27 protein-coding genes are annotated in these 26,784 nt (G+C 65.2%); 21 read left to right on the top strand and 6 right to left on the bottom strand.

The features are described from left to right. Positions 1 to 16 precede the first annotated feature (16 nt). The 3 genes from JOD97_RS28145 to rsmA are packed head-to-tail and all read left to right on the top strand — an operon-like array spanning position 17 to position 3,425. Positions 17 to 1,477: a peptidylprolyl isomerase gene (locus JOD97_RS28145; protein WP_229264774.1), complete on the top strand. Its 1,461-nt coding sequence runs from the start codon at positions 17 to 19 to the stop codon at positions 1,475 to 1,477. Between the two features lie 21 nt (positions 1,478 to 1,498). Then, complete coding sequence (gene pdxA / locus JOD97_RS28140; RefSeq protein WP_209725843.1) at positions 1,499 to 2,617, top strand: 4-hydroxythreonine-4-phosphate dehydrogenase PdxA; 1,119 nt, start codon at positions 1,499 to 1,501, stop codon at positions 2,615 to 2,617. A gap of 37 nt (positions 2,618 to 2,654) precedes the next feature. Further along, positions 2,655 to 3,425: a 16S rRNA (adenine(1518)-N(6)/adenine(1519)-N(6))-dimethyltransferase RsmA gene (gene rsmA, locus JOD97_RS28135; protein WP_209725841.1), complete on the top strand. Its 771-nt coding sequence runs from the start codon at positions 2,655 to 2,657 to the stop codon at positions 3,423 to 3,425. A 269-nt stretch (positions 3,426 to 3,694) separates the two neighbouring features. Here rsmA and JOD97_RS28130 read toward each other — a convergent pair whose 3' ends face one another. Together JOD97_RS28130 and JOD97_RS28125 are read right to left on the bottom strand one after the other, a co-directional pair. Continuing rightward, on the bottom strand, positions 3,695 to 4,342 hold the full coding sequence (locus tag JOD97_RS28130) for a hypothetical protein (RefSeq protein WP_209725839.1): 648 nt from the start codon (positions 4,340 to 4,342) through the stop codon (positions 3,695 to 3,697). Between the two features lie 27 nt (positions 4,343 to 4,369). Further along, positions 4,370 to 5,014, bottom strand: a complete 645-nt coding sequence (locus JOD97_RS28125) for a hypothetical protein (protein ID WP_209725837.1) — start codon at positions 5,012 to 5,014, stop codon at positions 4,370 to 4,372. Between the two features lie 190 nt (positions 5,015 to 5,204). Here JOD97_RS28125 and JOD97_RS28120 point away from each other — a divergent pair, with 190 nt between their 5' ends. Together JOD97_RS28120 and hrcA are read left to right on the top strand one after the other, a co-directional pair. Beyond that, positions 5,205 to 5,924 carry an HAD family hydrolase gene (locus JOD97_RS28120; protein ID WP_209725835.1) on the top strand — a complete coding sequence of 240 codons (720 nt, stop codon included), beginning with the start codon at positions 5,205 to 5,207 and terminating at the stop codon, positions 5,922 to 5,924. 80 nt (positions 5,925 to 6,004) lie between these two features. Beyond that, positions 6,005 to 7,021 carry a heat-inducible transcriptional repressor HrcA gene (gene hrcA / locus JOD97_RS28115; protein ID WP_209725833.1) on the top strand — a complete coding sequence of 339 codons (1,017 nt, stop codon included), beginning with the start codon at positions 6,005 to 6,007 and terminating at the stop codon, positions 7,019 to 7,021. Positions 7,022 to 7,091: 70 nt separating this feature from the next. On the opposite strand, the gene fur is transcribed toward hrcA, so the two are convergent. Continuing rightward, positions 7,092 to 7,520, bottom strand: a complete 429-nt coding sequence (fur, locus tag JOD97_RS28110) for a ferric iron uptake transcriptional regulator (protein WP_209725831.1) — start codon at positions 7,518 to 7,520, stop codon at positions 7,092 to 7,094. 283 nt (positions 7,521 to 7,803) lie between these two features. Between fur and JOD97_RS28105 the strand changes: the two genes are divergently transcribed. The 5 genes from JOD97_RS28105 to JOD97_RS28085 are packed head-to-tail and all read left to right on the top strand — an operon-like array spanning position 7,804 to position 10,772. Beyond that, entirely contained in the window at positions 7,804 to 8,466 is a 663-nt protein-coding gene (locus JOD97_RS28105) for an outer membrane protein assembly factor BamE (RefSeq protein WP_209725829.1), read from the top strand. 20 nt (positions 8,467 to 8,486) lie between these two features. Next, positions 8,487 to 9,296: a 4-hydroxy-tetrahydrodipicolinate reductase gene (gene dapB, locus JOD97_RS28100; RefSeq protein WP_209725827.1), complete on the top strand. Its 810-nt coding sequence runs from the start codon at positions 8,487 to 8,489 to the stop codon at positions 9,294 to 9,296. Further along, a complete protein-coding gene (locus JOD97_RS28095; protein ID WP_209725825.1) occupies positions 9,293 to 9,979 on the top strand; it encodes a MotA/TolQ/ExbB proton channel family protein in 687 nt (228 codons plus the stop codon). Before dapB ends, JOD97_RS28095 begins: the two co-directional genes overlap by 4 nt. Before the next feature lie 32 nt (positions 9,980 to 10,011). Continuing rightward, positions 10,012 to 10,446: a biopolymer transporter ExbD gene (locus JOD97_RS28090; RefSeq protein ID WP_209725823.1), complete on the top strand. Its 435-nt coding sequence runs from the start codon at positions 10,012 to 10,014 to the stop codon at positions 10,444 to 10,446. Then, a complete protein-coding gene (locus JOD97_RS28085) occupies positions 10,446 to 10,772 on the top strand; it encodes a barstar family protein (RefSeq protein WP_209725821.1) in 327 nt (108 codons plus the stop codon). Before JOD97_RS28090 ends, JOD97_RS28085 begins: the two co-directional genes overlap by 1 nt. Positions 10,773 to 10,862: 90 nt before the next feature. Here the strand turns inward: JOD97_RS28085 and map are convergent, their stop codons facing one another. The 3 genes from map to JOD97_RS28070 all read right to left on the bottom strand — a co-directional run bounded on the left by map (position 10,863) and on the right by JOD97_RS28070 (position 12,948). Next, positions 10,863 to 11,672, bottom strand: coding sequence for a type I methionyl aminopeptidase (gene map, locus JOD97_RS28080; RefSeq protein ID WP_209725818.1), 810 nt, complete (start codon positions 11,670 to 11,672; stop codon positions 10,863 to 10,865). 58 nt (positions 11,673 to 11,730) lie between these two features. Continuing rightward, a complete protein-coding gene (locus tag JOD97_RS28075) occupies positions 11,731 to 12,096 on the bottom strand; it encodes a VOC family protein (RefSeq protein ID WP_209725815.1) in 366 nt (121 codons plus the stop codon). 87 nt (positions 12,097 to 12,183) lie between these two features. Then, a complete protein-coding gene (locus JOD97_RS28070) occupies positions 12,184 to 12,948 on the bottom strand; it encodes a DUF6597 domain-containing transcriptional factor (RefSeq protein ID WP_209725813.1) in 765 nt (254 codons plus the stop codon). A 120-nt stretch (positions 12,949 to 13,068) separates the two neighbouring features. Between JOD97_RS28070 and leuS the strand changes: the two genes are divergently transcribed. The 11 genes from leuS to JOD97_RS28015 all read left to right on the top strand — a co-directional run bounded on the left by leuS (position 13,069) and on the right by JOD97_RS28015 (position 26,777). After that, complete coding sequence (gene leuS, locus JOD97_RS28065; protein ID WP_209725810.1) at positions 13,069 to 15,720, top strand: leucine--tRNA ligase; 2,652 nt, start codon at positions 13,069 to 13,071, stop codon at positions 15,718 to 15,720. 31 nt (positions 15,721 to 15,751) lie between these two features. Beyond that, positions 15,752 to 16,354: an LPS assembly lipoprotein LptE gene (gene lptE, locus JOD97_RS28060; RefSeq protein WP_209725808.1), complete on the top strand. Its 603-nt coding sequence runs from the start codon at positions 15,752 to 15,754 to the stop codon at positions 16,352 to 16,354. Positions 16,355 to 16,364: 10 nt separating this feature from the next. Next, complete coding sequence (holA, locus tag JOD97_RS28055) at positions 16,365 to 17,381, top strand: DNA polymerase III subunit delta (RefSeq protein WP_209725806.1); 1,017 nt, start codon at positions 16,365 to 16,367, stop codon at positions 17,379 to 17,381. 27 nt (positions 17,382 to 17,408) lie between these two features. Then, complete coding sequence (locus JOD97_RS28050) at positions 17,409 to 18,680, top strand: glutamate-5-semialdehyde dehydrogenase (RefSeq protein ID WP_209725804.1); 1,272 nt, start codon at positions 17,409 to 17,411, stop codon at positions 18,678 to 18,680. Between the two features lie 10 nt (positions 18,681 to 18,690). Next, positions 18,691 to 20,076 (top strand): AAA family ATPase, encoded by a 1,386-nt coding sequence (locus JOD97_RS28045; protein ID WP_209725801.1) that lies wholly within the window; start codon positions 18,691 to 18,693, stop codon positions 20,074 to 20,076. Between the two features lie 8 nt (positions 20,077 to 20,084). Then, positions 20,085 to 20,696, top strand: coding sequence for a hypothetical protein (locus tag JOD97_RS28040; RefSeq protein WP_209725799.1), 612 nt, complete (start codon positions 20,085 to 20,087; stop codon positions 20,694 to 20,696). A gap of 2 nt (positions 20,697 to 20,698) precedes the next feature. Continuing rightward, the gene (locus tag JOD97_RS28035; RefSeq protein WP_209725788.1) at positions 20,699 to 21,115 is read left to right on the top strand and encodes a CopD family protein; all 417 of its coding nucleotides are present in this window, start codon (positions 20,699 to 20,701) and stop codon (positions 21,113 to 21,115) included. Between the two features lie 10 nt (positions 21,116 to 21,125). After that, the gene (locus tag JOD97_RS28030; RefSeq protein ID WP_209725785.1) at positions 21,126 to 21,728 is read left to right on the top strand and encodes a 2-hydroxychromene-2-carboxylate isomerase; all 603 of its coding nucleotides are present in this window, start codon (positions 21,126 to 21,128) and stop codon (positions 21,726 to 21,728) included. 59 nt (positions 21,729 to 21,787) lie between these two features. Further along, positions 21,788 to 22,990, top strand: a complete 1,203-nt coding sequence (locus JOD97_RS28025; RefSeq protein ID WP_373999955.1) for a class I SAM-dependent RNA methyltransferase — start codon at positions 21,788 to 21,790, stop codon at positions 22,988 to 22,990. A gap of 121 nt (positions 22,991 to 23,111) precedes the next feature. Next, positions 23,112 to 24,389 (top strand): multidrug effflux MFS transporter, encoded by a 1,278-nt coding sequence (locus tag JOD97_RS28020; protein ID WP_209725783.1) that lies wholly within the window; start codon positions 23,112 to 23,114, stop codon positions 24,387 to 24,389. A gap of 270 nt (positions 24,390 to 24,659) precedes the next feature. Further along, positions 24,660 to 26,777, top strand: a complete 2,118-nt coding sequence (locus JOD97_RS28015; RefSeq protein ID WP_229264785.1) for an HDOD domain-containing protein — start codon at positions 24,660 to 24,662, stop codon at positions 26,775 to 26,777. The last annotated feature ends 7 nt before the right edge of the window (positions 26,778 to 26,784 follow it).

Raw genomic sequence — 26,784 nt, 5'->3', positions numbered from 1 at the left:
TGCCAGTATGTACCAAATGAAGCTACTCGCCGTCCTGTTGTGCACCACCGCCCTCGGCGGTTGCAGCCTGTTCTCGAAAAAACCGACGCCGGCGCCGGCCGCCGCCACCACCCCGGCCGCCACCGCCAGCGCCGCCGCGCCCGCCGCGGCCGCCACCGCCAAGGCGGACGCCAAGGCCGACGGCAAGGGCTTCATCCCGCCCGGCTCGTCGAGCAACGTCGCCATCGATTCCATCGTCGTGGTCGTCAACGACGACGTCATCACCCAGCGCGAGCTGGCCAACCGCATCAAGTCCGTCACCGCCCGCATGAAGGCGCAGAACGTGCAGATGCCGGCCGCCGCCGACCTGCAGCGCCAGCTGCTCGAGCGCATGATCGTCGAGCGCGCGCAGCTGCAGATGGCCAAGGAGATGGGCGTGCGCGTCGACGACACCCAGCTCGACCGCGCCATCGCCCGCATCGCCGAGGCCCAGAAGCTGACCGTGCAGGACCTGCGCAACCAGATGGAGAAGGATGGCACGCCGTTCGCCTCGTTCCGCGAGGACATCCGCGAAGAGATCATCATGCAGCGCCTGCGCGAGCACGAGGTCGACTCCAAGATCCAGATCTCCGACGCCGAGGTCGACAGCTTCCTGGCCGCCGAGAAGGCCGCCGCCGCCGAGCAGTTCGAGATCAACATCTCGCAAATCATGGTGCGCATCCCGGACAACGCCACGGCCGAGGTGATCGCCCAGCGCCGCGCGCGCGCCGAGGAAGTGATGCGCCAGCTGCGCACCGGCGCCGACTTCGCCAAGATGGCCGCCACCTATTCGGACGCCAGCGACGCGCTGCAGGGCGGCGCGGTCGGCTGGCGCCTGCCCGAGCGGCTGCCGCCGGTGTTCGCCGAGGCGCTCTCCAAGCTCAAGCCGGGCCAGGTCACGCCCATCATCAAGAGCACCGGCGCGTTCCACATCCTGAAGGCGGTCGACCGCCGCAGCGTGGCCGAGGCCCAGGCGGCCGCGTCCGTGCAGCAGACCCACGCGCGCCACATCCTGATCAAGGTGACGCCGACCATGAGCGCGGCCGACGCCAAGCGCAAGCTGGCCGAGCTCAAGGAGCGGCTCGACAACAACGCCGCCAAGTTCGAGGATCTGGCGCGGCTGGTGTCGAACGACGGCTCGGCCTCCAAGGGCGGCGACCTGGGCTGGCTGTACCCGGGCGACACGATGCCCGAGTTCGAGGCGGCGATGAACAACCTGAAAATCGGCGAGGTGTCGCAGCCGGTCGAGACCAGCTTCGGCGTGCACCTGATCGAGGTGCTCGAGCGCAAGAGCGACGACGTCTCCAAGGAGCGCGAGCGCAACAACGCGCGCCAGGCCATCCGCGAACGCAAGATGGAGGAGGCGGCCGAGAGCTGGCAGCGCGAAGTGCGCGACCGCGCCTACGTCGAGTTCCGCACCGAAGAGGGCGCCGCCGCGGCCGCGGCCGCCAAACAGTAACTTAGCCACACGGGAGCACGCATGGGCGCCACTTCATCCACCGGGCGCGCAGGCGTAGCGCCCGCCGACCCCGCCACCGGCGCGGTCCCGACCCGGCGCCGCCCGGGGCGGCCGGTGATCGCCGTCACCGTCGGCGAGCCGGCCGGCATCGGCCCGGAAATCTCGATCCGCGCCGCCTGGGCGCGCCGCCACGAAGCCGATTGCGTGCTGCTGGGCGACGCCGCCTTCCTGGCCATGCTGGCCGCCGACATCGATCCCGCCATCCAGTTGTCGGCGCTGTCGTTGCAGGCGGTGCGCAACGGCGGCCTGCCGCACTTCGGGCCCGGGCGCGTGAGCGTGATCGACATCCCGCTCGACGCCCACGTCGTGCCCGGCAAACTCGACAAGAACAACGGGCGGGCCGTTCTGGCCACCCTGGACGCCGCCATCGAAGGCGCGCGCGCCGGCTGGTTCGAGGCGGTCGTCACGGCGCCGCTGCAAAAGAGCACGATCAACGACGCCGGCGTCAAATTCTCCGGCCACACCGAATACTTCGCCGACCAGACCGGCACCGCCCAGGTGGTGATGATGCTGGCCGGCCAGCCGGCCGGCGACCCGGCGCCGCCGCCGCTGCGGGTGGCGCTGGCCACCACCCACCTGGCGCTCAAGGACGTCGCCGCCGCGCTCACGCAGGACGGGCTGGCGCGCATCCTCGACATCCTCGACCGCGACCTCAAGGCCAAGTTCGGCATCGCCGCCCCGCGCATCCTGCTGTGCGGCCTGAACCCGCACGCGGGCGAGGGCGGCTACCTGGGGCGCGAGGACATCGACATCATCGCCCCGGCGATCGCGGCGGCGCGGGCGCGCGGCATCGACGCGCTCGGCCCGTATCCGGCCGACACCTTGTTCCAGCCCAAGTATTTGCGCGACGCCGACTGCGTGCTGGCCATGTACCACGACCAGGGGCTGCCGGTGCTCAAGTACGCCACCTTCGGGCACGGCGTCAACATCACGCTCGGGCTGCCGCTGATCCGCACCTCGGTCGACCACGGCACCGCGCTCGACCTGGCCGCGCAGGGCCTCGGCCTGGCCGACTGTGGCAGCATGGACGCGGCCATCGACACCGCGCTGGCGATGGCCGACGTCCGCTTTTGCCGCTAAATCCGGCCTCTAAATTTCACCCATTCAAAGAACACCCATGAAACACGTAGCCCGCAAACGCTTTGGCCAGAATTTTTTACACGACAAGTACGTCCTGTCGAGCATCACCGAGGCCATCGCGCCGGCGCCGGACGACGCCATGGTCGAAATCGGTCCCGGGCTGGGCGCCATGACCGAGCAGCTGATGCGCACGCTCAACATGATGCACGTGGTCGAGCTCGACCGCGATCTGGTGGCGCGGCTGGAAAAGACCTACAACCCGGCCAAGCTGACGATCCACGCGGGCGACGCGCTCAAGTTCGACTTCGGCACGATCCCGGTGCCGGAAGGGAAGAAGCTGCGCATCGTCGGCAACCTGCCGTACAACATCTCCAGCCCGTTGCTGTTCCACCTGGCCACGTTCGCGCCGCGGGTCCAGGACCAGCACTTCATGCTGCAAAAGGAAGTGGTCGAGCGCATGGTGGCCGAGCCGGGCAGCAAGACCTATGGCCGGCTGTCGGTGATGCTGCAATGGCGCTACGACATGAGTTTGCTGTTCGTGGTGCCGCCGGAGGCGTTCGATCCGCCGCCGAAGGTGGAATCGGCGATCGTGCGCATGATCCCGGTGGCCAACCCGCTGCCGTGCGACGGCGCCACGCTGGAGGCGGTGGTGCTGAAGGCGTTCTCGCAGCGCCGCAAGGTGATCCGCAACTGCCTGGCCGGCATGTTCACGGAAGCGCAGATCGTCGCCGCCGGCATCGACCCGACGCACCGTCCGGAGACGGTCGGGCTGGCGCAGTACGTCGCGCTGGCCAACCTGCTCAAATAAACCACCCCCGGGGGGACGGGCCGTCGGAACCTCGTAGGGCGGATTACGGCGTTCCGCCTGATCCGCCCTACAGCGACGGGCAAAAAAAAAGCCCGCTGGTTAAAGCGGGCTAAATCCAATTCCTTTGCAAGAAGTGGAGGAGACAAGTACAGTATGCTGCGTCGCGGTATATCACGCCACTTTATTTTTCACATATCAAACATCAGATTTGTGAATGTCTACCGTCTCCCACAGGCGCCGGGACCTCAGCGGGTCCGGCGCCGTCCACCTTATTTAGGGTTGCACGTCACCAACAGATTGGTCACGGCCGCCTCGCCCATCACCCCCACGCCGTTTTTCACGGTGCAGGTGATGTCGTCCGAGCTCAGCGTGGTGTCCGGGTGGATGGTCACGCCATACGACTGGCCGTCGGCCACGGCGGCGGGGAACACGAAGTCGCCGGCGCCGGTGCCGTCGGTCGGGCTGCTCACTGTGACTTGGCCGCCGGCCGAGCCGTTCAACAACGTCACGGTGCGCAACACGGCAGGCGTGGTGCCGACCGCGGCGGCTTTAGGGAACAGGCCGGTGAACTGACCGCCGACCGTGTAGGCCCTGCGTGCGCACGCGATTCCCACCGAGATCCCCACCGTCTGGCCGGCCGAACCGGTGTTGATGGAGGTGAACTGGCAGAGCATATGGTCAGGCTGTTGGACGAAGCCGACGTTGTAGCTGGTGCCGTAGCTGATCTGGTTGGGGAAGGAGAACGTGGTCGCGCCGGCCGGCACGGTGATGTTTTGTCCACCATTGCTGAGCGTCAGGCCGGGCGTGGCCAGGCCGGTGATCGTGCCTTGCACCGTGTACTGCGCCTTGCCGCCGCAGCCGGCCACCAGCGCAGCCGCGCTCAACGCCACGATGGCGCCCATATACGATAATTTCATGTATTTCTCCAAGATTAAGCCGGCAGGTTATTTGGGGGCGCAAGCGACGATCAGGCCGCTGTAGTTACCAGCGGGCATCAGGCCGGCGCCGGCGACGCCGCCGGTGACGGGGGCGGTGACCGTGCAGGTCCGGTTGGCCGGCTGCGCCAGAACGGTCACGCCGAACGGCGAACCTTCGCCGACCGTGTTGGCGAAGGAGAATTTCACATCGGCGCCGGTGGTCGACGTTGGCGCGATGTAGACGGTGTCGGGGCCGTTGGCCAAGGTCACGCCGTCATTGGTGCCGGCGACGCCGTCGTCGGCCAGGCCGGTCACCGTGCCGCCCAGGACCCAGGGATTGGTGGTGCAGCTGACCACCGTGCGATAGGACGTGAACGAGTTGGCCTTGTTGATGTTGTCCGTCAGCGTGCACTTGGCGCCGGTCGGCGGGGTGTCGATCTCGATGTCGAACGATTCGTCGACCGCCACCAGACGGGTGAACTGGAACGCGCCGGCGCCGGCCTCGATGGTCAGCTTTTCGCCGGTCGGTTTATTGATCAGCACCAGGCCGGGCTTGGTCAGGCCGGTGATGCTGCCTTGCAGCAGCATGCTGCCGTTGCCACTATCGCCACAGGCGCTCAGAATCACGCCACACAGCAGGGCCAGGCCCGCACGCGGAAACACACTTTTCATAAAATCTTCTCCAAAACGAATAGGGCCGGCGGCACGCACGGGTGCAGCATCTTACACGGATTTGCCCCGTATTTTAGTGCATTTGGTAACGCCAGTCCCCCCAATGGATGTAACAGCGTGTTATGGCGCGGCGCTACGATCGGCGCGATCGGTGCGACAATAGCGGCGATTCCACTCATTTTCGCCACCCATGACGCCACGCCGCCCGCAAGCCCTGCTGTTCGATCTCGACGACACCATGTGGCCGATCGGCCCGGTCATCGCGGCGGCCGAAGTGGGCTGGCACGCCTGGCTGGCCGAGCGCGCGCCGGCCGTCACGCGCAAGTATTCGGTCGAGGCGCTGCGCGCGCTGCGCCTGGCGTTGCTGGAAAAGCAGCCGGAACTGACGGCCGACCTGTACCGCCTGCGCCGCGTCGCGCTCGAGGCGGTCTTTGCCGAAACCGGCGAGGACGCCGCCCACATCGACGGCGCGATGCAACACTTTAACGTGCTGCGCAACGCCGTCACCTTGTTCGACGACGTCGCGCCGGTGCTGGCCGAGCTGGGCGGCATGCTGCGGCTGGGCGTGGTCACCAACGGCAACGCCGACCTTGAAGTCATCGGCCTGCACCACCATTTCGAGGTGGCGCTGGCGTCGGCCCGCTTCGGCCGCGCCAAGCCGGACCCGGCCATCTTCGTGGCCGCCTGCCAGGCGATGGGCGTGGCGCCGGCCGACGCCGTCTATGTCGGCGACGACCTGCGGCTGGACGTGGGCGGCGCCCAGGCGGCCGGCCTGCGCGCCGTGTGGATGAACCGCGCCGGCGGCGACGCCCATCTGGCCGCAGGCATCGCGCCCGACGCCATCTGCGCCGATTTCCACGCGTTGCTGGCGTGGGTCAGGGCACAGATGGGGGAGCCAATGCGGCATTGATGCGACGCGACAGCCCCCGGCCGGCGCGGAGCGTGCATAATAGGTAAATACGGCAACTCTCGGCAAATAAGATATACAGCATGCAACTCGACACACGCGCTCAAACCCTGCTCAAAGCCCTGGTGGAACGCTATATCGCGGACGGCCAGCCGGTCGGCTCGCGCGCGCTCTCCAAGATCTCCGGCCTTGACCTGTCGCCGGCGACGATCCGCAACATCATGGCCGACCTCGAGGAGCTCGGCTATGTGGCCAGCCCGCACACGTCGGCCGGCCGGGTGCCGACGCCGCGCGGCTACCGCATCTTCGTCGACACCCTGCTGACGGTCCAGCACCTGGACGAGCAGTCGGTCGAGGGCCGCATGCGCCTGCAGGCGCCGCAGCCGCAGAAAATGATCTCCAACGCGGCGCAGATGCTGTCGTCGCTGTCGCAGTTCGCCGGCGTGGTGCTCAGCCCGCGGCGCGAATCGGTGTTCCAGCAGATCGAGTTCCTGCGGCTGGGCGAAAAGCGCATCCTGTTGGTGATCGTCGGCCCCACCGGCGACGTTCAGAACCGTTTGTTGCTGACCGATGTCGACTACAGCCCCACGCAGCTGATCCAGTCGGCCAACTATATCAACCAGAATTACGGCGGCCTGGCCTTCGACGAGGTGCACACGCGCCTGCAGACCGAGGTGCGCCAGCTGCGCGACGACATGGGCCGGCTGATGCAGGCCGCCGTGGAGGCCGGCAGCGAGGCGATGGCGGACAGCTCGGACGACATGGTCATCGCCGGCGAGCGCAACCTGCTGTCGGTCAGCGATCTGTCGTCGAACATGACGTCGCTGCGGCAGATGTTCGACATGTTCGAGCAAAAGACGGGATTGATGCAACTGCTCGACGTGTCGAGCAAGGCCAGCGGCGTGCAGATCTATATCGGCGGCGAGTCGAGCCTGGTGCCGATGGACGAGATGAGCGTGGTGACCGCGCCGTACATGGCCAACGGCAAGATCGTCGGCACCCTGGGGGTGATCGGCCCGACCCGCATGGCCTATGAGCGCGTGATACCGATCGTCGACATCACGGCCAAGCTGTTATCGAACGCGCTGAGCCATAATTGAAGTCCCGGTGAGGCGGGGTCGTACCCCGTGCGGGGTACGACCCCAGGCTGAGCGCCGTGCGGGTTTGAATTTAAGGACGGTGCGGGCAGGCCGTCTTGGTGCAGTTGCCGTAGATCGCCAGCGCGTGCTCGGCGATGTTGAAGCCGCGCTCCTTGGCGACCATCTGCTGGCGCGTTTCGATCTCTTCGTCGAAGAATTCCTCGACCCGGCCGCAGTCCAGGCACACCAGGTGGTCGTGGTGCGAACCCTCGTTGAGCTCGAAAATGGCCTTGCCCGTCTCGAAGTGGTTGCGGTTCAGCAGGCCGGCCTGCTCGAACTGGGTCAGCACGCGGTAGACGGTGGCCAGGCCGACGTCCATATTGTCCGCCAGCAGGATCTTGTAGACATCCTCGGCCGTCAGGTGGCGCACGTCGCTGTTCTGGAAGATGTCCAGGATTTTAAGGCGAGGCAGCGTGGCTTTCAGGCCGCTGGCCTTCAGATCGGTTGGATTATTACCCATGGTGGACACTCTTATTCTGGTTGGCGAAAAGCTAGCCCACAGTTTAACGCACTCCGCGCGCGACCGCACTTATTGCCGTCACCTGATTGCGGCCCGGTGGGCCGCCCGGCGTTTGCAAACATTTACACTTGCGCCTGGCAAAACAGGGACATATCCCCTGTTTTACAGGATAATGCTGTCACTTTGCGTGCCCGCGCTGCCCCTTCCCGCACCATGCGCCAGGCATTGTGCTTTATGATATGGCGTTTTTCGGCATTTCCGCTTGACCAGATTGAGGACACTTATGCGCGTCACCCAGGCTTTATTGCAGCCCCAGTTGCAGTCTTTGTTGCACCGTTTTACCCGCCGCGCTCCATTGCTCGCGGGCGCCGTCTGCGTCGCGCTGGCCGCCGGCGGCTGTGCCTCCAACACCACCCTGGGCGAGAAATCGAACGAGGTCAAGGAAACCGGCATCACCCTGGACGCCAGCAAGGGCGCGCAAACGACGACCATCACCCCGCTGCAGAAGTTCATGTGGTTCTTCTCGCCATACCGTCCCGATATTCAGCAAGGTAACTTTGTTTCCGAGGAAATGTTGGCGCAATTGAAAGTCGGGATGACGCGCGACCAGGTCCGCTTCATCTTCGGCACCGCGCTGCTGACCGACCCGTTCCACGCCAACCGCTGGGACTACGCGTTCCGCATGGCCAAGGGCAACGGCGAAGTCACCACCAGCCGCGTGATCGTGTTCTTCGACGACGACGGCAAGGTCGCGCGCTGGGAAGGCGGCAACCTGCCGACCGAAAAAGAATACATCGCCCGCATCGCCGGCCCGGCGCCGAAGATCAAGAAAGATCCGAACGCGCCGGAGAACAAGCCGTCGCCGAGCGCGCCGCCGCCGCCGACGGGTACCGACAACGCCGCCCCCGCGCCGGTCGGCGTGACCGTGGGCAACGACAGAAAATAAGGCCAAATAAGGAAGTAAGCATGACCGAAATGAATATCGCCATCGCCGGCGCCGGTGGCCGCATGGGCCGCATCCTGATCGAAGCCGTCGAGAACGCGCCGGACGCGCGCCTGGCCGGCGCCCTCGACCGCGCCGGATCGGACAATGTCGGCGTCGACGCCGCCGCCTTCCTCGGCAAGCCGGCCGGCGTGCTGGTGCGCTCGGACCTGGCGCAAGGCCTGGCCGGCGCCCAGTACCTGATCGACTTCACCCGTCCCGAGGGCACGCTCGAGCACCTGGCCTATTGCGCCGAGCACGGTATCAAACTGATCATCGGCACCACCGGCTTCGACGACGCCGGCAAGGCCGCCATCGCCGAAGCGGCCAAGAAAACCGCGATCGTGTTCTCGCCCAACTTCAGCGTCGGCGTCAATGTCACGATGAAGCTGCTCGAGCGCGCCGCCAAGGCGCTGGCGACCGGCTACGACATCGAAGTGATCGAGGCGCACCACCGCTTCAAGGTCGACGCGCCGTCCGGCACCGCGCTGAAGATGGGCGAAGTGATCGCCGGCGCGCTCGGCCGCGACTTGAAGGAGTGCGCCGTCTACGCGCGCGAAGGCGTCACCGGCGAGCGCGATCCGTCGTCGATCGGCTTTGCCACCATCCGCGGCGGCGACATCGTCGGCGACCACACCGTGCTGTTCGCCGGCATCGGCGAGCGCATCGAGATCAGCCACAAATCGAGCAGCCGCGCGACCTACGCGCAAGGCGCGCTGCGCGCCTGCCGCTTCCTGGCCGACAAGCCGACCGGCTTGTTCGACATGTATGACGTGCTGTCGCTGAACGGATGACGCCCGCCGTCGCCAACCAGTTCACCCTGGCCCACTATTGGGAGCAGGGCGACGGCATCAGCCACGCGGTGGCGTTCGTGCTGCTGGCGATGTCGCTGGTGAGTTGGTTCTTCATCCTGTCGAAGGCCTTCGCGGCCTGGCGCGTGCGCCGCACGTCGCCGGCGGTGCAGGCGTTCTGGGAGGCGCCGACGATGGGCGACGGCGTGTCCGCGCTGGAACTGGCCGACCCGGAAAAAATCTACCTGCCGCTGGCGCTGCAGGGCGCCGCCCAGATCAAGGTGGCCGAGCGGCCGTCGCTGGGCGGCGAGATGGACCACGCGGCGCAGGTCACGCGCGTGCTGCGCGTGGCGATCCAGCGCTCGACCAACCGCCTCGAGGGCGGCCTGACCGTGCTGGCGTCGATCGGCGCGACCGCGCCGTTCGTCGGCCTGCTGGGCACCGTGTGGGGGATCTACCACGCGCTGGCCAACGTCTCGGCCAACGGCACCGTGCAGATCGACAAAGTGGCCGGCCCTGTGGGCGAGGCGCTGGTCATGACCGCCATCGGCCTGACGGTGGCGATTCCGGCGGTGCTGGCGTTTAACGCCTTCAACCGCGTCAACCGCTTGACCTTGTCCGAGCTGGACGCGTTCGCGTACGACCTGCAGGCCTACCTGACGACCGGCGCCCGCGCCGCGAAGTAAGCACGCACTCTCAACCTGAGCCGGGAGCAGCCATGAGTTTTGGCGCATTTAACCACCACCGCCAGCCGGGACCGATGTCCGACATCAACGTCACGCCGATGGTGGACGTGATGCTGGTGCTGCTGGTGATCTTCATCCTCAGCGCGCCTATGTTCACCAGCGCGGTCAAGCTCGATCTGCCGAAGGCGCAGGCGCCGGCCGCGCCGCAACAGGCCGAGTCGGCCACCGTCACCTTGGCCATCGACGGCAAGGGCAAGGTCTTCTGGAACAACGAGCCGATCGAGCGGGAGGCGCTGGAGGCGCGGCTGGTCGAAGCGGCCAAACAGGAGCCGCAGCCGGAGCTGCAGCTGCGCGCCGACAAGGACACGCGTTACGAAGTGGTGGCGCAGGTCATGGCGGCGGCGCAGACCAATGGATTAACGAAACTGGGGTTCGTCACGGACCCGAAGAAAGCAGAGAAGAAATAATGGCAACCGCAGAATTGAACGGCGCGGCGATCACCGACATGGGCAGCTTCCACGCGGCCTGCAAGGCGGCGATGGGTTTCCCCGACACGTACGGCGCGACGATGGACGCCTGGGTCGATTGCCTGAGCTATTTGCGCGATGAAGACTGCATGAGCAAATTCCGCCTGAAGCCGAACGAGGTGCTCGACATCGTCATCCAGGACGCAGCGGCGATGAAGGCGGCCGCGCCGGATGTGCTGGAGGAGGTGACGTACTGCGTGACCGGCATCAACGAGCGGTACGAGGATTACGGCGAGAAGCCGGCGTTGAAGTTGACGTTGAAGTAAACCCGCACCGCCGGGCGCGGACGGCGCTGCGGTCGCGGGTATGGGGTCGGACCCCTTGGGTCCGACCCCGGCGTGGCCCGGGGTTAAAACTCAGCCGACGATCGGGATCTGCGCCTTGGCGCCGGTCTCGCCCGGGGCCAGGGTCAACACCTCGAACCCGGTATCGGTCACCAGCACCATGTGCTCCCACTGCGCCGACAACGATTTGTCGCGCGTCTCGACGGTCCAGCCGTCGTCCAATTCCCTGGTCGCGGCGCGGCCGGCGTTGATCATCGGCTCGATCGTGAACAGCATGCCCGGCTTGAGCACCATGCCCTGGCCCGGACGGCCGTAGTGCGTCACCTGCGGCTCCTCGTGGTACACCTGGCCGATGCCATGGCCGCAATAATCGAGCACCACGCTGAAGCCGGCCTTCTCGGCCACCGTCTGGATCGCGAAACCGACATCGCCCAGCGTGGCGCTCGGCCGCACGGCGCGGATGCCGGCCCACATCGCCGCGTAGGTGGTCTCGACCAGCTTGCGCGCCGCCTTCGACGGTTCGCCGACGTAGTACATGCGGCTGGTGTCGCCATGCCAGCCATCCTTGATGACGGCGACGTCGATGTTGATGATGTCGCCGTCCTTGAGCACTTCGTCGGGCGAGGGAATGCCGTGGCAGACCACGTGGTTGATCGAGCTGCACACGGTGGCCGGAAAGCCGCCGTAACCGACGTTGGCCGGGATGACCTTCTGCACGTTGACGATGTAGTCGTTGCACAGCTGGTCGAGGTAGGCCGTCGTCACGCCCGGCTTGATGTGCGGGCCGATCATCGTCAGCACGTCGGCCGCCAGCTGGGCGGCGACGCGCGCCATGACGATTTGTTCGGGCGACTTGATCATATTGGCGTTACGGCGGGACATGGACTACCTCTTTCTTTTTGAAGGGGCGTAGTTTGCCACAAACCGTCAACCCCATGCGTCAGCGTACCGCTTTCGGATCGAAATGCGGGTTGTAAATCAGGCACAGCAAATTACCGAACGGGTCGGCCAATTCGACCGTTTTGATGTTTTCGCCGACATCCTGGATGGCGCCGTGGATGGTCGCGCCCAGCGCGGTGACGCGTTCGACTTCGGCCGCGATGTCGTCGACGCCCCAGTAGACCATGCCGCCGGCGGTGGCCGCGCGGCCGTCCGGGATCAAACCCAGTTCAAAACCGCCGACATTGAAGCCGACATAAAAAGGCTGGTCGAAATACGGCGCGGTATCGAACACCTTGGCATACCAGTCCTTGGCGGCGGCCAGATCGGCCACCGGATACACCACCGTGCGCAGTCCCTTGATCATGATGCAAGTCTCCATAAACATGACGAAAGCGCCATCTTGGCACGTTCGCCGCGCTGCCGATTGTAAAAATGGAATCCGCCGCCGCGATCACGCGGCGCGCAGGAAGCGCTCCGGCGCGCTGCCGGCGAACTCCTGGAAATCATGGATCAGGTGCGACTGGTCGAAATACCCGCAGTCGAGCGCCAATCGCGCCCAGTCCGGCGTCGGCGCCGCCTTGAGCGCCGCCGTGGCCAGGCGGAAGCGGCAAATGCGCGCATACAGCTTGGGCGACAGTCCGACCCGGGTGCGGAACTGCGCCGCCAGGTGCTGGCGCGACACCCCCAGCCGCGCCGCCAGCTCGTCGATCCGCACGCCGCCGCCGCTGGCGTCGAGCGCGCCCAACGCGCGCCGGATCAGCGCCTCGCCGGCGGCGGCGCCCGGATCGGCCGCGCGCAGCCGCCGCAGCAGTTGTGTTTCAATCAACGCAAGCCGTGCGCGGTCGGTCAATTCATTGGTCCACAGGGCGTCGGCCAGCCGGTCGGCGTCGCCGCGACCCCACAGCAGGTCGATGTCGGCCCGCTGGTCGGTCAGCGCGTGCAGCGGCGTCGCCAGGAAAGCCCCCGCCGCGCCGGGCTTGAAGCGCACCGCCACCGTGCGCACCGGCCCGGCGCTGGCCACCTGGATGGCCGTGCTCATCATGCCGACCGCGAAAGCCGGCCCGCCGCCGTCCTGCCACAGGATGTCGACGCAGTTATCGGGCAGCACCCGGTGCGTATGCGCCCGCCCGGGCGCGACGGCTGGCGCGCGCGCCGTCCACATGCAGTCGACATGGGCGCTTAAGGCCGGGTGGGGAGGGTATTCGCGGTACAGCATACGGTTATCTTACCGTCTGGAGGGCGCCGTGGGGGCACTCTCGTGCGCTAGGCCCGGTTGACCCAGTATAATGTCCGGTTCATATACACTTTTAGCCGCCACGCCTGGCCGCACACCACCATGCAAGATAAATATAGTCCCGCCGACGTAGAAAAAGCCGCGCAATCCCACTGGAAGGCCATCGACGCCTATAAAGCCGTCGAGCACGACCCGCGTTTCCCGAAGGGGAAGTATTACGCCTGTTCGATGCTGCCTTACCCGTCGGGCAAGCTGCACATGGGCCACGTCCGCAACTATACGATCAACGACGTGATGTACCGCTACCTGCGCATGAACGGCTATAACGTGCTGATGCCGATGGGCTGGGACGCGTTCGGCATGCCGGCGGAGAACGCGGCGATGGCCAACAACGTGCCGCCGGCGCAGTGGACCTATTCGAACATCGCCCACATGCGCGAGCAGATGGAGTCGATGGGCCTGGCGATCGACTGGTCGCGCGAGATGACCGCCTGCAAGCCGGAATACTACAAGTGGAACCAGTGGATGTTCCTGAAGATGCTCGAAAAAGGCATCATCTATAAAAAGACCGGCACCGTGAACTGGGACCCGATCGACCAGACCGTGCTGGCCAACGAGCAGGTCATCGACGGCCGCGGCTGGCGTTCGGGCGCGCTGATCGAAAAGCGCGAGATCCCGATGTACTACGCCCGCATCACCGACTACGCCGACGAGCTGCTGGAACACGTCGACAGCAAGCTGCCGGGCTGGCCGGAGCGCGTGCGCACCATGCAGGCCAACTGGATCGGCAAATCGACCGGCGTGCGCTTCGCCTTCCCGCACCAGATCAAGGACGCCGACGGCCAGTTGATCCAGGACGGCAAAATGTACGTCTTCACCACCCGCCCGGACACCATCATGGGCGTGACCTTCTGCGCCGTGGCGGCCGAGCATCCGCTGGCGATCCACGCCGCGCAGACCAATCCCGCGCTGGCCGCCTTCAACGCCGAGTGCAAGCTGGGTTCCGTGATCGAGGCCGACATGGCGACGATGGAGAAGAAGGGCATGCCGACCGGCCTGTTCGTCACCCATCCGCTGACCGGCGAGCAGGTCGAGGTCTGGGTCGGCAACTACGTGCTGATCACCTACGGCGACGGCGCCGTCATGGGCGTGCCGGCGCACGACGAGCGCGATTTCGCCTTCGCCAAAAAATACAACCTGCCGATCAAGCAGGTGATCAAGGCCGAGGGCCAGGAGTTTTCGACCGAGGCATGGCAGGAATGGTACGGCGACAAGGCCGTCTCCATCGTCACCAACTCGGGCAAGTACGACGGCCTCAATTATGCTGACGCGGTCGACGCGGTGGCCGCCGACATGGTCGCCAAGGGACTGGGCGAGAAGAAGATCACCTTCCGCCTGCGCGACTGGGGCATCTCGCGCCAGCGCTACTGGGGCACGCCTATCCCGATGATCAACTGCGCCGATTGCGGCTCGGTGCCGGTGCCGGAAAAAGACCTGCCGGTGGTGCTGCCGGAGGACTGCGTGCCGGACGGCAGCGGCAATCCGCTCAACAAGTACGAAGCCTTCCTCAAGTGCGACTGCCCGCAGTGCGGCAAGCCGGCGCGCCGCGAGACCGACACCATGGACACCTTCGTCGATTCGTCGTGGTACTACATGCGCTATACGTCGCCGGGCGCCAACGAGGCCATGGTCGATGAACGCAACGACTACTGGATGCCGATGGACCAGTACATCGGCGGCATCGAGCACGCTGTTTTGCACTTGTTATATGCGCGCTTCTGGACCAAGGTGATGCGCGATTTCGGCATCGTCAAGTTCGACGAGCCGTTCACCAACCTGCTGACCCAGGGCATGGTGCTCAACGAAACCTACTTCCGCGAGGACGACGCCGGCAAGAAGACCTGGTTCAATCCGGCCGACGTCGAAGTGACGCTGGACGACAAGGGCCGCCCGCAAGGCGCCGTGTCGAAGGACGACGGCCAGCCGGTGCAGATCGGCGGCACCGAGAAGATGTCGAAGTCGAAGAACAATGGCATCGACCCGGCCGCGCAGATCGGCCAGTACGGCGCCGACACGGCGCGCCTGTTCACGATGTTCGCCTCGCCGCCGGAGCAAACGCTGGAATGGTCGGGCAGCGGCGTCGAAGGCGCCAACCGCTTCCTGCGCCGCGTGTGGGCTTACGGCTATGCGCAGGCCGCGCGCATCGGCGCGGCATTGGCCGACCCGATCACGCCGGGCGCGCGCGATTACGCGGAGGGCCACAAGGCGCTGCGCCGCGAGCTGCACAAGATCCTGCAGCAGGCCGACTATGACATCAATCGTATCCAGTACAACACCGTGGTGTCGGCCTGCATGAAGATGCTCAATACGCTCGAATCGGCCAAGCTCGATGACGGCGCCGCCACCGGCGCGGTGGTGACCGAAGGGCTGTCGATCTTCCTGCGGCTGCTCAATCCCGTGGCGCCGCACATCACCCACGTGCTGTGGGAGGAGCTGGGCTACGCGAAAAAATTCGGCGACATCCTCAACGTCCAGTGGCCCCAGGTCGACCCGGCGGCGCTGGAGCAGGCCGAGATCGAGATGATGATCCAGGTGAACGGCAAGCTGCGCGGCAGCGTGGTGGTCGCCAAGGGCGCCGACAAGGCCACCATCGAAGCGGCGGCGCTGGCCAGCGAAGGGGTGCAGAAATTCATCGAGGGCACGCCGAAGAAGATCATCGTCGTACCGGGCAAATTGATCAACATCGTTGTTTAATAGATTAGCGGACGGATATCGGATGACTAACATGGCAAGCAGGTCCCGGTTGTTCCAGCGCGCGCGCCTGGGCGGTGTTGTGCTGGCGTTGTCGCTGACGCTGTCGGCGTGCGGCTTCCACCTGCGCGGCGACGGCGGCCACTACACGTTGCCGTTCCCGACGATGTACGTGGGATTGCCGGAGTCGTCGCCATTGGCGGTCGATTTGAAGCGCAATATCAACGCCAACGGCAGCACCACCGTCGTCAAGACGGCCAAGGAGGCCGAGGGCATCATCGAGGTGATCTCCAATCCGGAACACACCAAGACCAAAACCATCCTGTCGCTGAACAGCAATGGCCGCGTGCGCCAATACCTGCTCTCGTACAGCATCGTGTTCCGCGTGTTGAACAAGCAGGGCGTCGAGCTGCTGGGGCCAACGTCGATCGCGCTGAGCCGCCCGATCGACTTTAACGAAACCCAGCTGCTGGCCAAGGAGCAGGAAGAGGCGCTGCTGTACAAGGACATGCAGACCGACCTGGTACAGCAGATGATGCGCCGTATCGCCGCCATTAAAATGACGCGCATGTCGGTGCCGGCGTCAACGCCGAATCCGGCGCCGACGCAATCGGCTCCGGCCGTGCCGATCCTTTAAGGGCACGTTTATGCAATTGCGGTTGGAAGCGCTGGACGGGCATTTGGCGAAGCCGTTGTCGCAGCTGTACGTCATCACCAGCGACGAGCATCTGCTGGCGCTGGAGGCGGCCGACAAGATCCGCCGCGCCGCGCGCGCGCAGGGCTATTCGGAACGCGACGTGCTGACCGTCGAGCGTAGCTTCAAGTGGGGCGAGCTGCTGGCGGCCAACCAGGCGCTGTCGCTGTTCGGCGATAAGAAGCTGATCGAGCTGCGCATCCCGACCGGAAAACCGGGCAAGGATGGCGGCGCGGCGCTGCAGAACTACGTCAAGGACCTGAGCCCGGACAACCTGACCCTGATCACGCTGCCCAAGCTCGATTGGCAGACGCAGAAGGCGGCCTGGGTGGCGGCGCTGCAGCAGGCGGCGGTGTATATCGACATCGCGCAGATCGAACGGGCGCAATTGCCCAACTGGATAGGCCAGCGCCTCGCCGCGCAGGGGCAAAGCGCGGACCGGCAGAGCATCGACTTCATCGCCGACCGCGTCGAGGGCAATCTGCTGGCGGCGCACCAGGAGATCCAGAAGCTGGCCTTGCTGCACGAACCGGGCAGGCTGACCTACGAGCAGGTGCACGACGCGGTGCTCAACGTGGCGCGCTACGACGTGTTCAAGCTGAGCGAGGCGATGCTGGCCGGCGATCCGGCGCGGCTGGTGCGCATGCTCGAGGGCCTCAAGGGCGAGGGCGAGGCGCTGCCGCTGGTGCTGTGGGCGGTGTCGGAGGAGATCCGCACCCTATTGAAACTGAAGTCGGGCATGGCGCAGGGCCGGCCGCTCGGCGCGCTGCTCAAGGAATACCGCATCTGGGGGCCGAAAGAGCGCATGATGGACCCTGCGCTGCGCCGCATTTCGCTGCCGACGCTGGAGGCGGCGATGAAGGACGCGGCGCAGGTGGACAAGATGATCAAGGGGCTGCGCGCCAAGGCGCACAACGGCGACGCCTGGGACGCCATGCTGCAACTGGGGTTGAAAGTGGCGCGCGGATGACGTTCGCCTTCTAACAATGGAATGAACATGGATATCAAGCACTACATGGAGCAACTGGGCCAGCAGGCGCGCAAGGCATCGCGCGCGATGGCCCGCGCCGACAGCGCCACCCGCAACCGCGCGCTGACCCTGATCGCCGACGCCATCGAGCGCGACGCCGCCCAGCTGCGCGCCGCCAACCGGCTCGATATGGACGCGGCGGCCGCCAACGGCCTGGCGCCGGCGATGCTGGACCGCCTGGCCTTGTCGGACAAGGCCATCGCCACGATGGTCGAGGGCCTGCGCCAGATCGTCGCGCTGCCCGATCCGATCGGCGAGATCTCCGGCTTGAAATTCCGCCCGTCGGGCATTCAGGTCGGCCAAATGCGCGTGCCGCTGGGCGTGATCGGCATCATCTACGAGTCGCGTCCCAACGTCACCGTCGACGCGGCGGGCCTGTGCATCAAGAGCGGCAACGCCACCATCCTGCGCGGCGGCTCGGAGGCGATCCACTGCAACCGCGCGCTGGCGAAACTGGTCAAGGAAGGCCTGGCCGGTGCCGGGCTGCCGGAGGACGGCGTGCAGGTGGTCGACACCACCGACCGCGCCGCCGTCGGCGCGCTGATCACCATGCCGCAGTACGTGGACGTGATCGTGCCGCGCGGCGGCAAGGGCTTGATCGCGCGCCTGATGGAAGAGGCGACCGTGCCGATGATCAAACACCTGGACGGCATCTGCCACGTCTACATCGACGCCAGGGCCGATCTGAAGAAGGCCGTGGACATCGGCTTCAACGCCAAGTGCCACCGCTACGGCACGTGCAACACGATGGAAACGCTGCTGGTGGCGCGCGCGCTCGCGCCGGAGGTGCTGCCGCAACTGGCCGCGCTGTACGCCACCAAGGAAGTGGAGCTGCGCGCCGATCCGGAGGCGCTGGCGATCCTGTCCGCCGCCGGCTACCCGCACCTGGTGGCGGCCACCGAGGAGGACTGGGCGACCGAATACCTGGCCGCGATCCTGGCGATCAAGGTCGTCGACGGCATCGACGAGGCGATGGAGCACATCAACCAGTACTCGTCCAAGCACACCGAGGCGATCGTCACCGAGGACCACAGCGCCGCCATGCGCTTCCTGCGCGAGGTCGATTCGGCGTCGGTGATGATCAACGCCTCGACGCGTTTCGCGGACGGCTTCGAATACGGCCTGGGCGCGGAAATCGGCATCTCGAACGACAAGCTGCACGCGCGCGGCCCGGTTGGACTGGAAGGTTTAACCTCATTAAAATATGTGGTGTTTGGGTCTGGCCAGATCCGCGAATAAAGGCGCTGCAATGCTGACCCGTTTGAAGGTGAGGGGATTTAAGAGCCTGGAAGACGTAGACATACGTTTTGGCCCGCTCACATGCATTGCCGGGGTCAATGGGGTTGGCAAATCCAATTTGTTCGACGCTATCGCCTTCTTGCAGAGGTTGGCGGAAATGCCGATACTGGAGGCGGTGCGCGGCGTCCGCAACAGCGGGGTGGCTTCGTTGTTCACGCAAACGAAAACGGCGCGCGCGCAAACGATGGAGTTCGAGGCCGAGATGTTGATCGAGGCGGCCGTCGCCGATGATTTTGGCCGTCCGGCCCGGCCCGGCGCCACCTATCTGCGTTACCGGCTGGCGTTGCAGTACGTACCCGGCGGCGACGGCTACGCCGAAGGCATCGCCCTGGTCAGCGAAAGCCTGTCGGGCTTGCCGAAAGCCGCATTGGCGAAAGCGCTCGGTTTCGCCACGTCGAAGGCGTTTTTGACCTCTGTCCATCGGGGCGCCGGCGCGGTCGACTTCATCCGCACCGATGCCGGGGAAATCGAGGTGCGGCGCGAGCAGTCAAGCGGCACGCCGCTTCGCTTTGCGGCCGCGCAGGCCACGCGCACGGCGCTTAGCCTGATGAACGTCATCGACTTCCCGACAGCGCTGGCGCTTAAGCGGGAAATGCAGGCATGGACCATGTTGCGGCTTGAACTGAGCGCGCTGCGGCGGCCGGATCGCTTGGACGCACCGAACCGGCTGTCTCCGGAGGGAGCGCACCTGCCGGCGACATTGGAGCGTGTGCGTAACAACGAAAGCATCGCCGGCCAGTTGGCCACGCTGGTGCCCGATGTTGATGATATCTTTGTGCGGGCCGACCCGGAGCGGCGCACCAGGACTTTGTACTTGAAGTCGCGCAGCGGAGTCGTGCACGAGGCCGAAACTTTGTCCGACGGGATGTTGCGCTTTCTGGCGCTTGCCATTGTCAGCGCGGACACGGAGACGAGCGGGCTCATTTGCATGGAGGAGCCCGAGAACGGGATTCATCCCGGTCGTTTGGCGCTCATTCTCGAGCAGATGAAGCGCACTGTCGTCGATCCGATGGTCGCTGTCGGCGCCGACAATCCGCTGCGGCAAATGATTGTCAATACGCACTCGCCGCTGCTGGTGCAGAACTTGCTGCTGGATGAGCTGATCATTTGTCACGCCTACCGGCGCGACGGCGCATCGCTGTCGGTGTTTTCGCCGTTGCAGCATACGTGGCGCGATGTACCTGGCCCGCATGGCGGACGCACAGAGCGTGCATTGGGACTGGGCGCGGTGTTCTCGTATCTCGAGGGCGTTGCGGAGAGCGCCTGGCCGCCGACCGATAAATTGAATATCGAACAAGTGTATAAGCAAGAGCTGCAGAGTTTGGTGTTGAAATAGCGGGCCGGATGGAAGCGCTTCGCTATACACTGTTGACTGACGGCAGTTCCGACACGGCGTTGATGCCGCTGATCGACTGGCTACTGCTGCAACACCGGCCCGACCTGCTTATCCAGCCGCAGTTCGCACGCGGACTTGGTCCGGTCGGTCACGCGTTGAACAGTCGCTTGCCGGCGGCATTGCTGAGGTATCCTTGCGACCTGCTGTTCGTCCACCGGGACGCCGAAGGGGCATCCGCCAAACTGCGGCTGCAGGAAATCGCCGAGGCAATGAGCCATTTTGATCAGGCATATGTTCCTATCGTGCCGGTGCGAATGTCGGAGGCTTGGCTGCTATCGGACTCGTTGGCGATACGCAAGGCGGCCGGCAACAGAAATGGCACGGGCGAGCTGGAGTTGCCGGGCAAGGCGCGCTGGGAACATCTGCGCGATCCTAAACAGGTTTTGGAGCGGGCCTTGCAGGCGGCATCGGAAAAGTCGGTGCGGCGGCAACAACGCTTACCGCTGTCTCGACAGCGTTTGCAGGTGACCGAATACACCGATGATTTTTCCGGGTTGCGCGGTTTGCCGTCGTTTGATTTTTTTGAATCTCAACTTGTTGAAAAGCTCAAGGATTTATAGCTATGCTCTGGATTAAAGCGCTGCACATTTTCTTCGTCATGGCCTGGATGGCCGGGGTGTTCTACCTGCCGCGCATCTTCGTCAACCTGGCGATGGAGACCAACACCGCCACCATCGAGCGCCTGACGCTCATGGCGCGCAAGCTGTATCGCTTTTCGATGTGGCTGTCGGTGTTCGCCGTGGTGTTCGGCGCGATCCTGGTCTACATGCAGTACGGCGCGCACATGCCCGGCTGGCTGCACGCCAAGCTGCTGCTGGTGGTGCTGGTCATCGGTTATCACCACGCCTGCGGCCCGATCCTGAAGAAGTTCGAAAAAGGCGTCAATACGCGCAGCCACAAGTGGTTCCGCGTGTTCAATGAAGTGCCGGTGTTCATGCTGTTGGCTATCGTGATCCTGGTTGTCGTCAAACCATTCTGATCGGAGCATCATGAGCAAAGTCTGTCAGTATTTTTTCGCCATCCACTCGCCGTGGACTTATCTTGGCCATGAGCGCTTCATCGCGCTGGCGCGCCAGCACGCGGTGCAGATCGAGGTGCGTCCTTTCGACCTGGGCAAGGTGTTCGGCGTGTCCGGCGGCTTGCCGCTGGCCAAGCGCGCACCGCAGCGCCAGGCCTACCGGCTGGTGGAGCTGGCGCGCTGGTCGGAGTTCCTCGGCGTGCCGATGAATGTGCAGCCCAAGTTTTTCCCGGTGTCGCCCGACCTGGCCAACCGGATGGTGATCGCCGCGCGCCTGACGCACGGCGTCGACGTCTCGCTGGAGCTGGCCGGCGCCATCATGCGCGGCTTGTGGGCGGAGGAAAAGAACATCGGCGACGAGGATACGCTGGCGCAGATCGCCGGCGGCTGCGACCTCGATGGCCGCGCGCTGATCAAATCGTCGGAGACGGCCAGCGTGCAGGCCGAGTACGACCGCAACACCGAGGACGCCACGGCCGCCAATGTCTTCGGTTCGCCATGGTACGTATTGGATGGTGAAAGCTTCTGGGGCCAGGACCGCCTGGACTTCCTCGAGCGCGCGATGCAAAAGTAAAGCGGTAACAAAGTAATAAGTAACGAGTTTTGGTTTTTCAACGGACAAAAGGTACACCTATGGCATCCTATTTTTGCCCATGCCCGCGCGGCATGGAAGCGGCACTGGCCGAAGAACTGGGCGAAATCGCCCTCCTGAGCACCACCATGAAGGTGCACAACCAGGTCCCCGGCGGCGTGCACTGCTCCGGCGACCTGCTTGATTCCTACCGCATCAACTTGCATTCGCGGATCGCCTCGCGCGTGCTGATGCGCATGGCCGTCACCGGCTACCAGAACGAGAACGACATCTACGACCTGGTGCTGGCGCAGCCCTGGGAAGACTGGTTCACCTACGACCACACGATCCGCGTCGACGTCACCGCCGTCAAATCGCCGCTGAAAAGCCTGGAATTCACCACGCTGAAGATCAAGGACGCGATCTGCGACCGCTTCCGCGACCAGTTCAACAAGCGCCCGTCGGTCGACACCAAGGAGCCGGACATGCGCATCGTCGGCTTCCTCGACGCGCGCCAGTTCATCATCTACCTGGACACCTCGGGCGAGGCGCTGTTCAAGCGCGGCTGGCGCGAGGAGACCGGCGACGCGCCGCTGCGCGAGAACCTGGCCGCCGGCCTGCTGCGCGTGGCGGGCTGGAAGCCGGGCATGCCGCTGTTCGACCCGATGTGCGGTTCCGGCACCATCCTGTGCGAAGCGGCGCAGATGGTGCAGGGCATTCCCCCGGGCGCGCGCCGCCGTTTCGCCTTCGAGGCGTTCAACGACTTCGATCCGGCGCCGTGGAACGACATGAAAAATTCGATCAAGGCCAATCCGCTGCCGGCGTCGCCGACCATCTTCGGCTCCGACATCTCGGGCGACATGGTGGCCATGACGCGCCATAACCTCAAGTGCGCCGGCATCATGTTCGACGTGCCGCTCAAGCAGATCGAGGCGCAGGAGGTGAAGGCGCCGACCGAGCAGCCGGGCATCCTGCTGACCAATCCCCCGTACGGCGAACGTATCGGCGTGCGCGGCGACAGCTCGCTGCCGGAGGACGAACTGGCCAGCGGTTTCTATTCGGCGCTGAGCACCACGCTCAAGCAGCGCTTCGCCGGCTGGACGGTGTTCCTGTTCACGGCCGACCTGGGCCTGCCGAAGATGCTGCGCTTGAAGGAGTCGCGCAAGACGCCGTTCTTCAACGGCGCGCTCGAATGCCGCCTGTTCCGTTTCGATATGGTGGCGGGCTTCAACCGCCGCGAAGCAGCCAAGCCTAAAGAAGTTTAAGAAGTCCGCGTTTTGGCGCCGCCGAACCCCGCAGGGCCACGCGGGGTCGGACCCCGCGGGTCCGACCCCCGCCTCTGATTCGCGGGTCGGGGTGCAAGTACGCTCCTGAGGAAAGCGCCCGATGTTCCCAACACCTCCCGCCAACGTCCCTCCCGATCCGGTCGAGCCGATCCCGCCGCCGCCGCCGTCGCACATGAAGGTGCTCAGCGCCGCCGGCCTGGCGGCGATGCTGGCCGCGATGTCGATGCTGGGACCCTTCTCGATCGACGCCTACCTGCCGGCGTTCCCCAACATCCAGGCCACGCTGGGCGCAACCCCGCTCGAGGTGCAGCAAAGCCTGACGTTCTACATGCTGGCCTTCGCCGCCATGGTGCTGTGGCACGGCGCCTTGTCGGACGCCTTCGGGCGCCGCAACGTGATCCTGGTGTCGCTGGTGATGTTCGCCATCGGCACGCTGGGCTGCGCCTCCGCCCACACGGTGCACTACCTGTGGGTGTTCCGCGTGATGCAGGGCGTGTCGGCCGGCGCCGGGGTGGTGGTGGGACGCGCCATCATCCGCGACCTGTACGAGGACGCCGCCGCCGCCCGCCTGCTGTCGCTGGTGACGATGATCTTCTCGATCGCGCCGGCGGTCGCCCCCATCCTCGGCGGCTGGATCGTCACGCTGTTCGATTGGCGCGCGATCTTCCTGTCGCTGCTGGCCTATACGATCCTGCTGTTCATCTACTGCTACCGGCGCCTGCCCGAGACGCTGCCGCCGCACAAGCGCCAGCCGTTCAACCCGCGCTACCTGGCACGCAACTACGGCGAAATCATGCGCTCGCCGCTGTTTCACATGAAGTCCGGGGTGGTGGCGCTCAACTTCGCCGGCCTGTTCGTGTATATCGCGGCGGCGCCGGAGTTCCTGCCCAAGCACCTGGGCCTGGGGGCGTCGCAGTTCGGCTGGCTGTTCATTCCGGCGGTGTCGGGGATCTTCCTTGGCGCGCTGGCGGCCAACCGCATCGCCGGCAGGATGACATTTTCGCGACAGATCGGCATCGGCTTTTGTTTCCTGATCGCGGCCCCGGTATTGAACGTTCTGTACCATCTTTGGCTGCCACCGGCGTTGCCGTGGTCGGTCGCGCCGTTGTTGTTTTATAACTTCGGCATGTCGATCGTGGCGCCCGCCGCCACTCTGCTGGCGCTCGACCTGTTCCCCCACATCCGCGGCACCGTGGCCTCGTGCCAGTCGTTCGCGCTGACCCTGCTGGGGGCGCTGGTGGCGGGGGTGATCGCGCCGTTTCTAGCACATTCGGTGCTCTGGCTAGCCGCCGGACAGCTGGCCTTTAGTGCCTCTGCTCTGCTTTTATGGTTGACGTCGCGCCATTACCGGCGCATGCTTCTACGCCATCCAGGTTAATAGTTGTTTACGGGGGGAAATTGAATTAGTTTAGAAGGAAAGATAATAGCTGCTAAGTTATTATGATACTTTATGCTAATATAACTTTTCCAAACGTAATTTCAAGCCCAAAACCTGCCTGAAAATACTGATGAAATAACAACAACTGTGGCGGTACTGAGCCGTTGAGTGCCTCCCCCTATTCGATGACCACTGGCGGCAAAGCTGGATACGATGCATCAACCTGACCATGATATTCGCAATCGATTGCTGATTGCCCGTCTGCCGGCGATGCCGCAGATACTCATTAAGTTGATCGAGCACTTGCAGGCGGACGACGCCGGCATGCCGGAGTTGGCCGCCCTGATCGCCAAGGATGCGGCGATGACGAGCAAGATCCTGTCGGTCGCCAACAGCTCGGCCTACCACCGCAACGCCCGCACGGTCGGCCTCGAGCAGTCGCTGGTGTCGCTCGGCACCGACATGATCAAGACGCTGGTCATCAGCGAATCGGTGTTCCAGACCTTTAACAGCTTCCCCCATTCCGGCAGCACCGACTTGCGCGGCTTCTGGAAAAACTCGCTGACGACGGCCGTCATCGCGCGCGACATCGCCCGCAAGATGGAGTACCCGCACGTCGAGGAGGCCTATCTGGCCGGCCTGCTGCACAACGTCGGGCGCCTGGCGCTGCTGGCGACCGCGCCCAAGGAATACGGTTTCAACTTCATGGCGCGCGACGACGAGGACCTGTGCGCCGTCGAGCAGCGCACCTTGCAGATCACGCACACGGAGGCGGGCGCCTGGCTGATCGAGCGCTGGCACCTCGATTCCTTCCTGGCCGACAGCGTGCTGTATCACCACGAGCCGCTGGCGCGCCTGGAGTCGTCGCATCCGTTGATCCGCATCGTGCGGCTGGCGCACCTGCTGTGCTGCCACGACGACCAGCAGGAGGCCGTCGAGAGCGGCGCCTACCTGTGCGGACTCGATGGCGAGGTGCTCGCGCAGATCGTCAGCAGCGCCGCGCGCCAGGTGGAAAAGTCGGCCGACTACCTCGGCATCGACCTGACCGGCGTCGACGACGTGCCGGTGCCGGCCGCCTACGCGCCGCCGGTGCTCGACCCGGTGCAGCAGCGCTTGTCCGAGGAAGTGCGCAACATGGTGCTGGTGTCCGAGATGGGCCAGTCCTTCGCGCGCCAGGACGGCGAGGCCGGCCTGCTCGAATCGATGACGCGCTCGGCGCGCATCCTGTTCGATTTCGAGAACGCGCTGGTGTTGCTGGAGAATCCGACCGGGCACGCGCTGCACGGCACCGCGACCGGCGACCAGCAGCAGCGCTTTTCCGAGTTCGTCATCCCGCTCAACAAGGGCGGCCTGGTGGCGGCGTCGGCGCTCGAACGCAAGCTGGCCTTCATCAGCCGCGACGGCCATGCGCAGTCCGCCCTGCAACCGCAGCCGCCGCTGAGCGTGGCCGAGGACCAGTTGTTCCGCATCCTCGGCACCGAGAGCATGGTGTGCCTGCCGCTGGTGGCCAACCAGCGCTGCCTCGGTGTGCTGATCGGCGGGGCGCCGGCCTGGCAGATGGCCAGCTACCAGAAGCGCGCGCGCTTCCTGCAGTCGTTCGGCACCCAGGCCGCCGTCGCGCTGGAGACGGCCATCAGCGAGCGCGGTCACGCCAGGCGCCAGATCGCCCACGTCGCCGAGGAGTACCGCGAGGCGTCGCGCCGCGTGGTGCACGAGGTGAACAACCCGCTGTCGATCATCAAGAACTATCTGTCGGTCCTCGACAGCAAGCTGGCCAAGCGCGAGCCGGTGGTCGGCGAGATGTCGATCCTGAACGAGGAGATCGACCGCGTCGGACAACTGATCAACGGCCTGGCCGACCTGCAGCCGACCGAAACGACGCGCGCCACCGACGTCGCGCGCGTGGTCGACGACGTGCTGCGCCTGTTCCGCGCCACCGACTTCGTGCCGGCCTCGGTGCAGATCGTGGTGCGCATGCAGGAGGAGCCGGCCGACATCGAGGGCGACGCCGACCTGCTCAAGCAAATCCTGGTCAACCTGGTCAAGAACGCGGTCGAGGCCATGCCCGACGGCGGCAAGATCGAAATCGCCAACCGCGGCCACGTCAACCGCGAGCGCAAGCTGTATCTGGAACTGGTCATCGGCGACACCGGCCCGGGGCTCTCGCCGGACGTGCTGGCCAACCTGTTCTCCCAGGTGCGCAGCACCAAGGAAGGGCCGCACCACGGCCTTGGCCTGTCCATCGTCCATGGCCTGGTCAAGAAGATGCATGGTTTGATCACCTGCCGGTCCGGCAAAGCGGGAACCACGTTCGAAATTTTGCTGCCCGCCCGTAGCAATCCCAGTCCCGTCGGCGGCGTGCAAACGCGGTTGATGGATTCAGTTTAAGGCCATG

The organism is Duganella sp. 1411, from assembly GCF_017833525.1.
In the GTDB taxonomy this organism is placed as follows: Bacteria; Pseudomonadota; Gammaproteobacteria; order Burkholderiales; family Burkholderiaceae_D; genus Rugamonas.
This window is presented reverse-complemented; position numbering and strand designations above follow the sequence as displayed.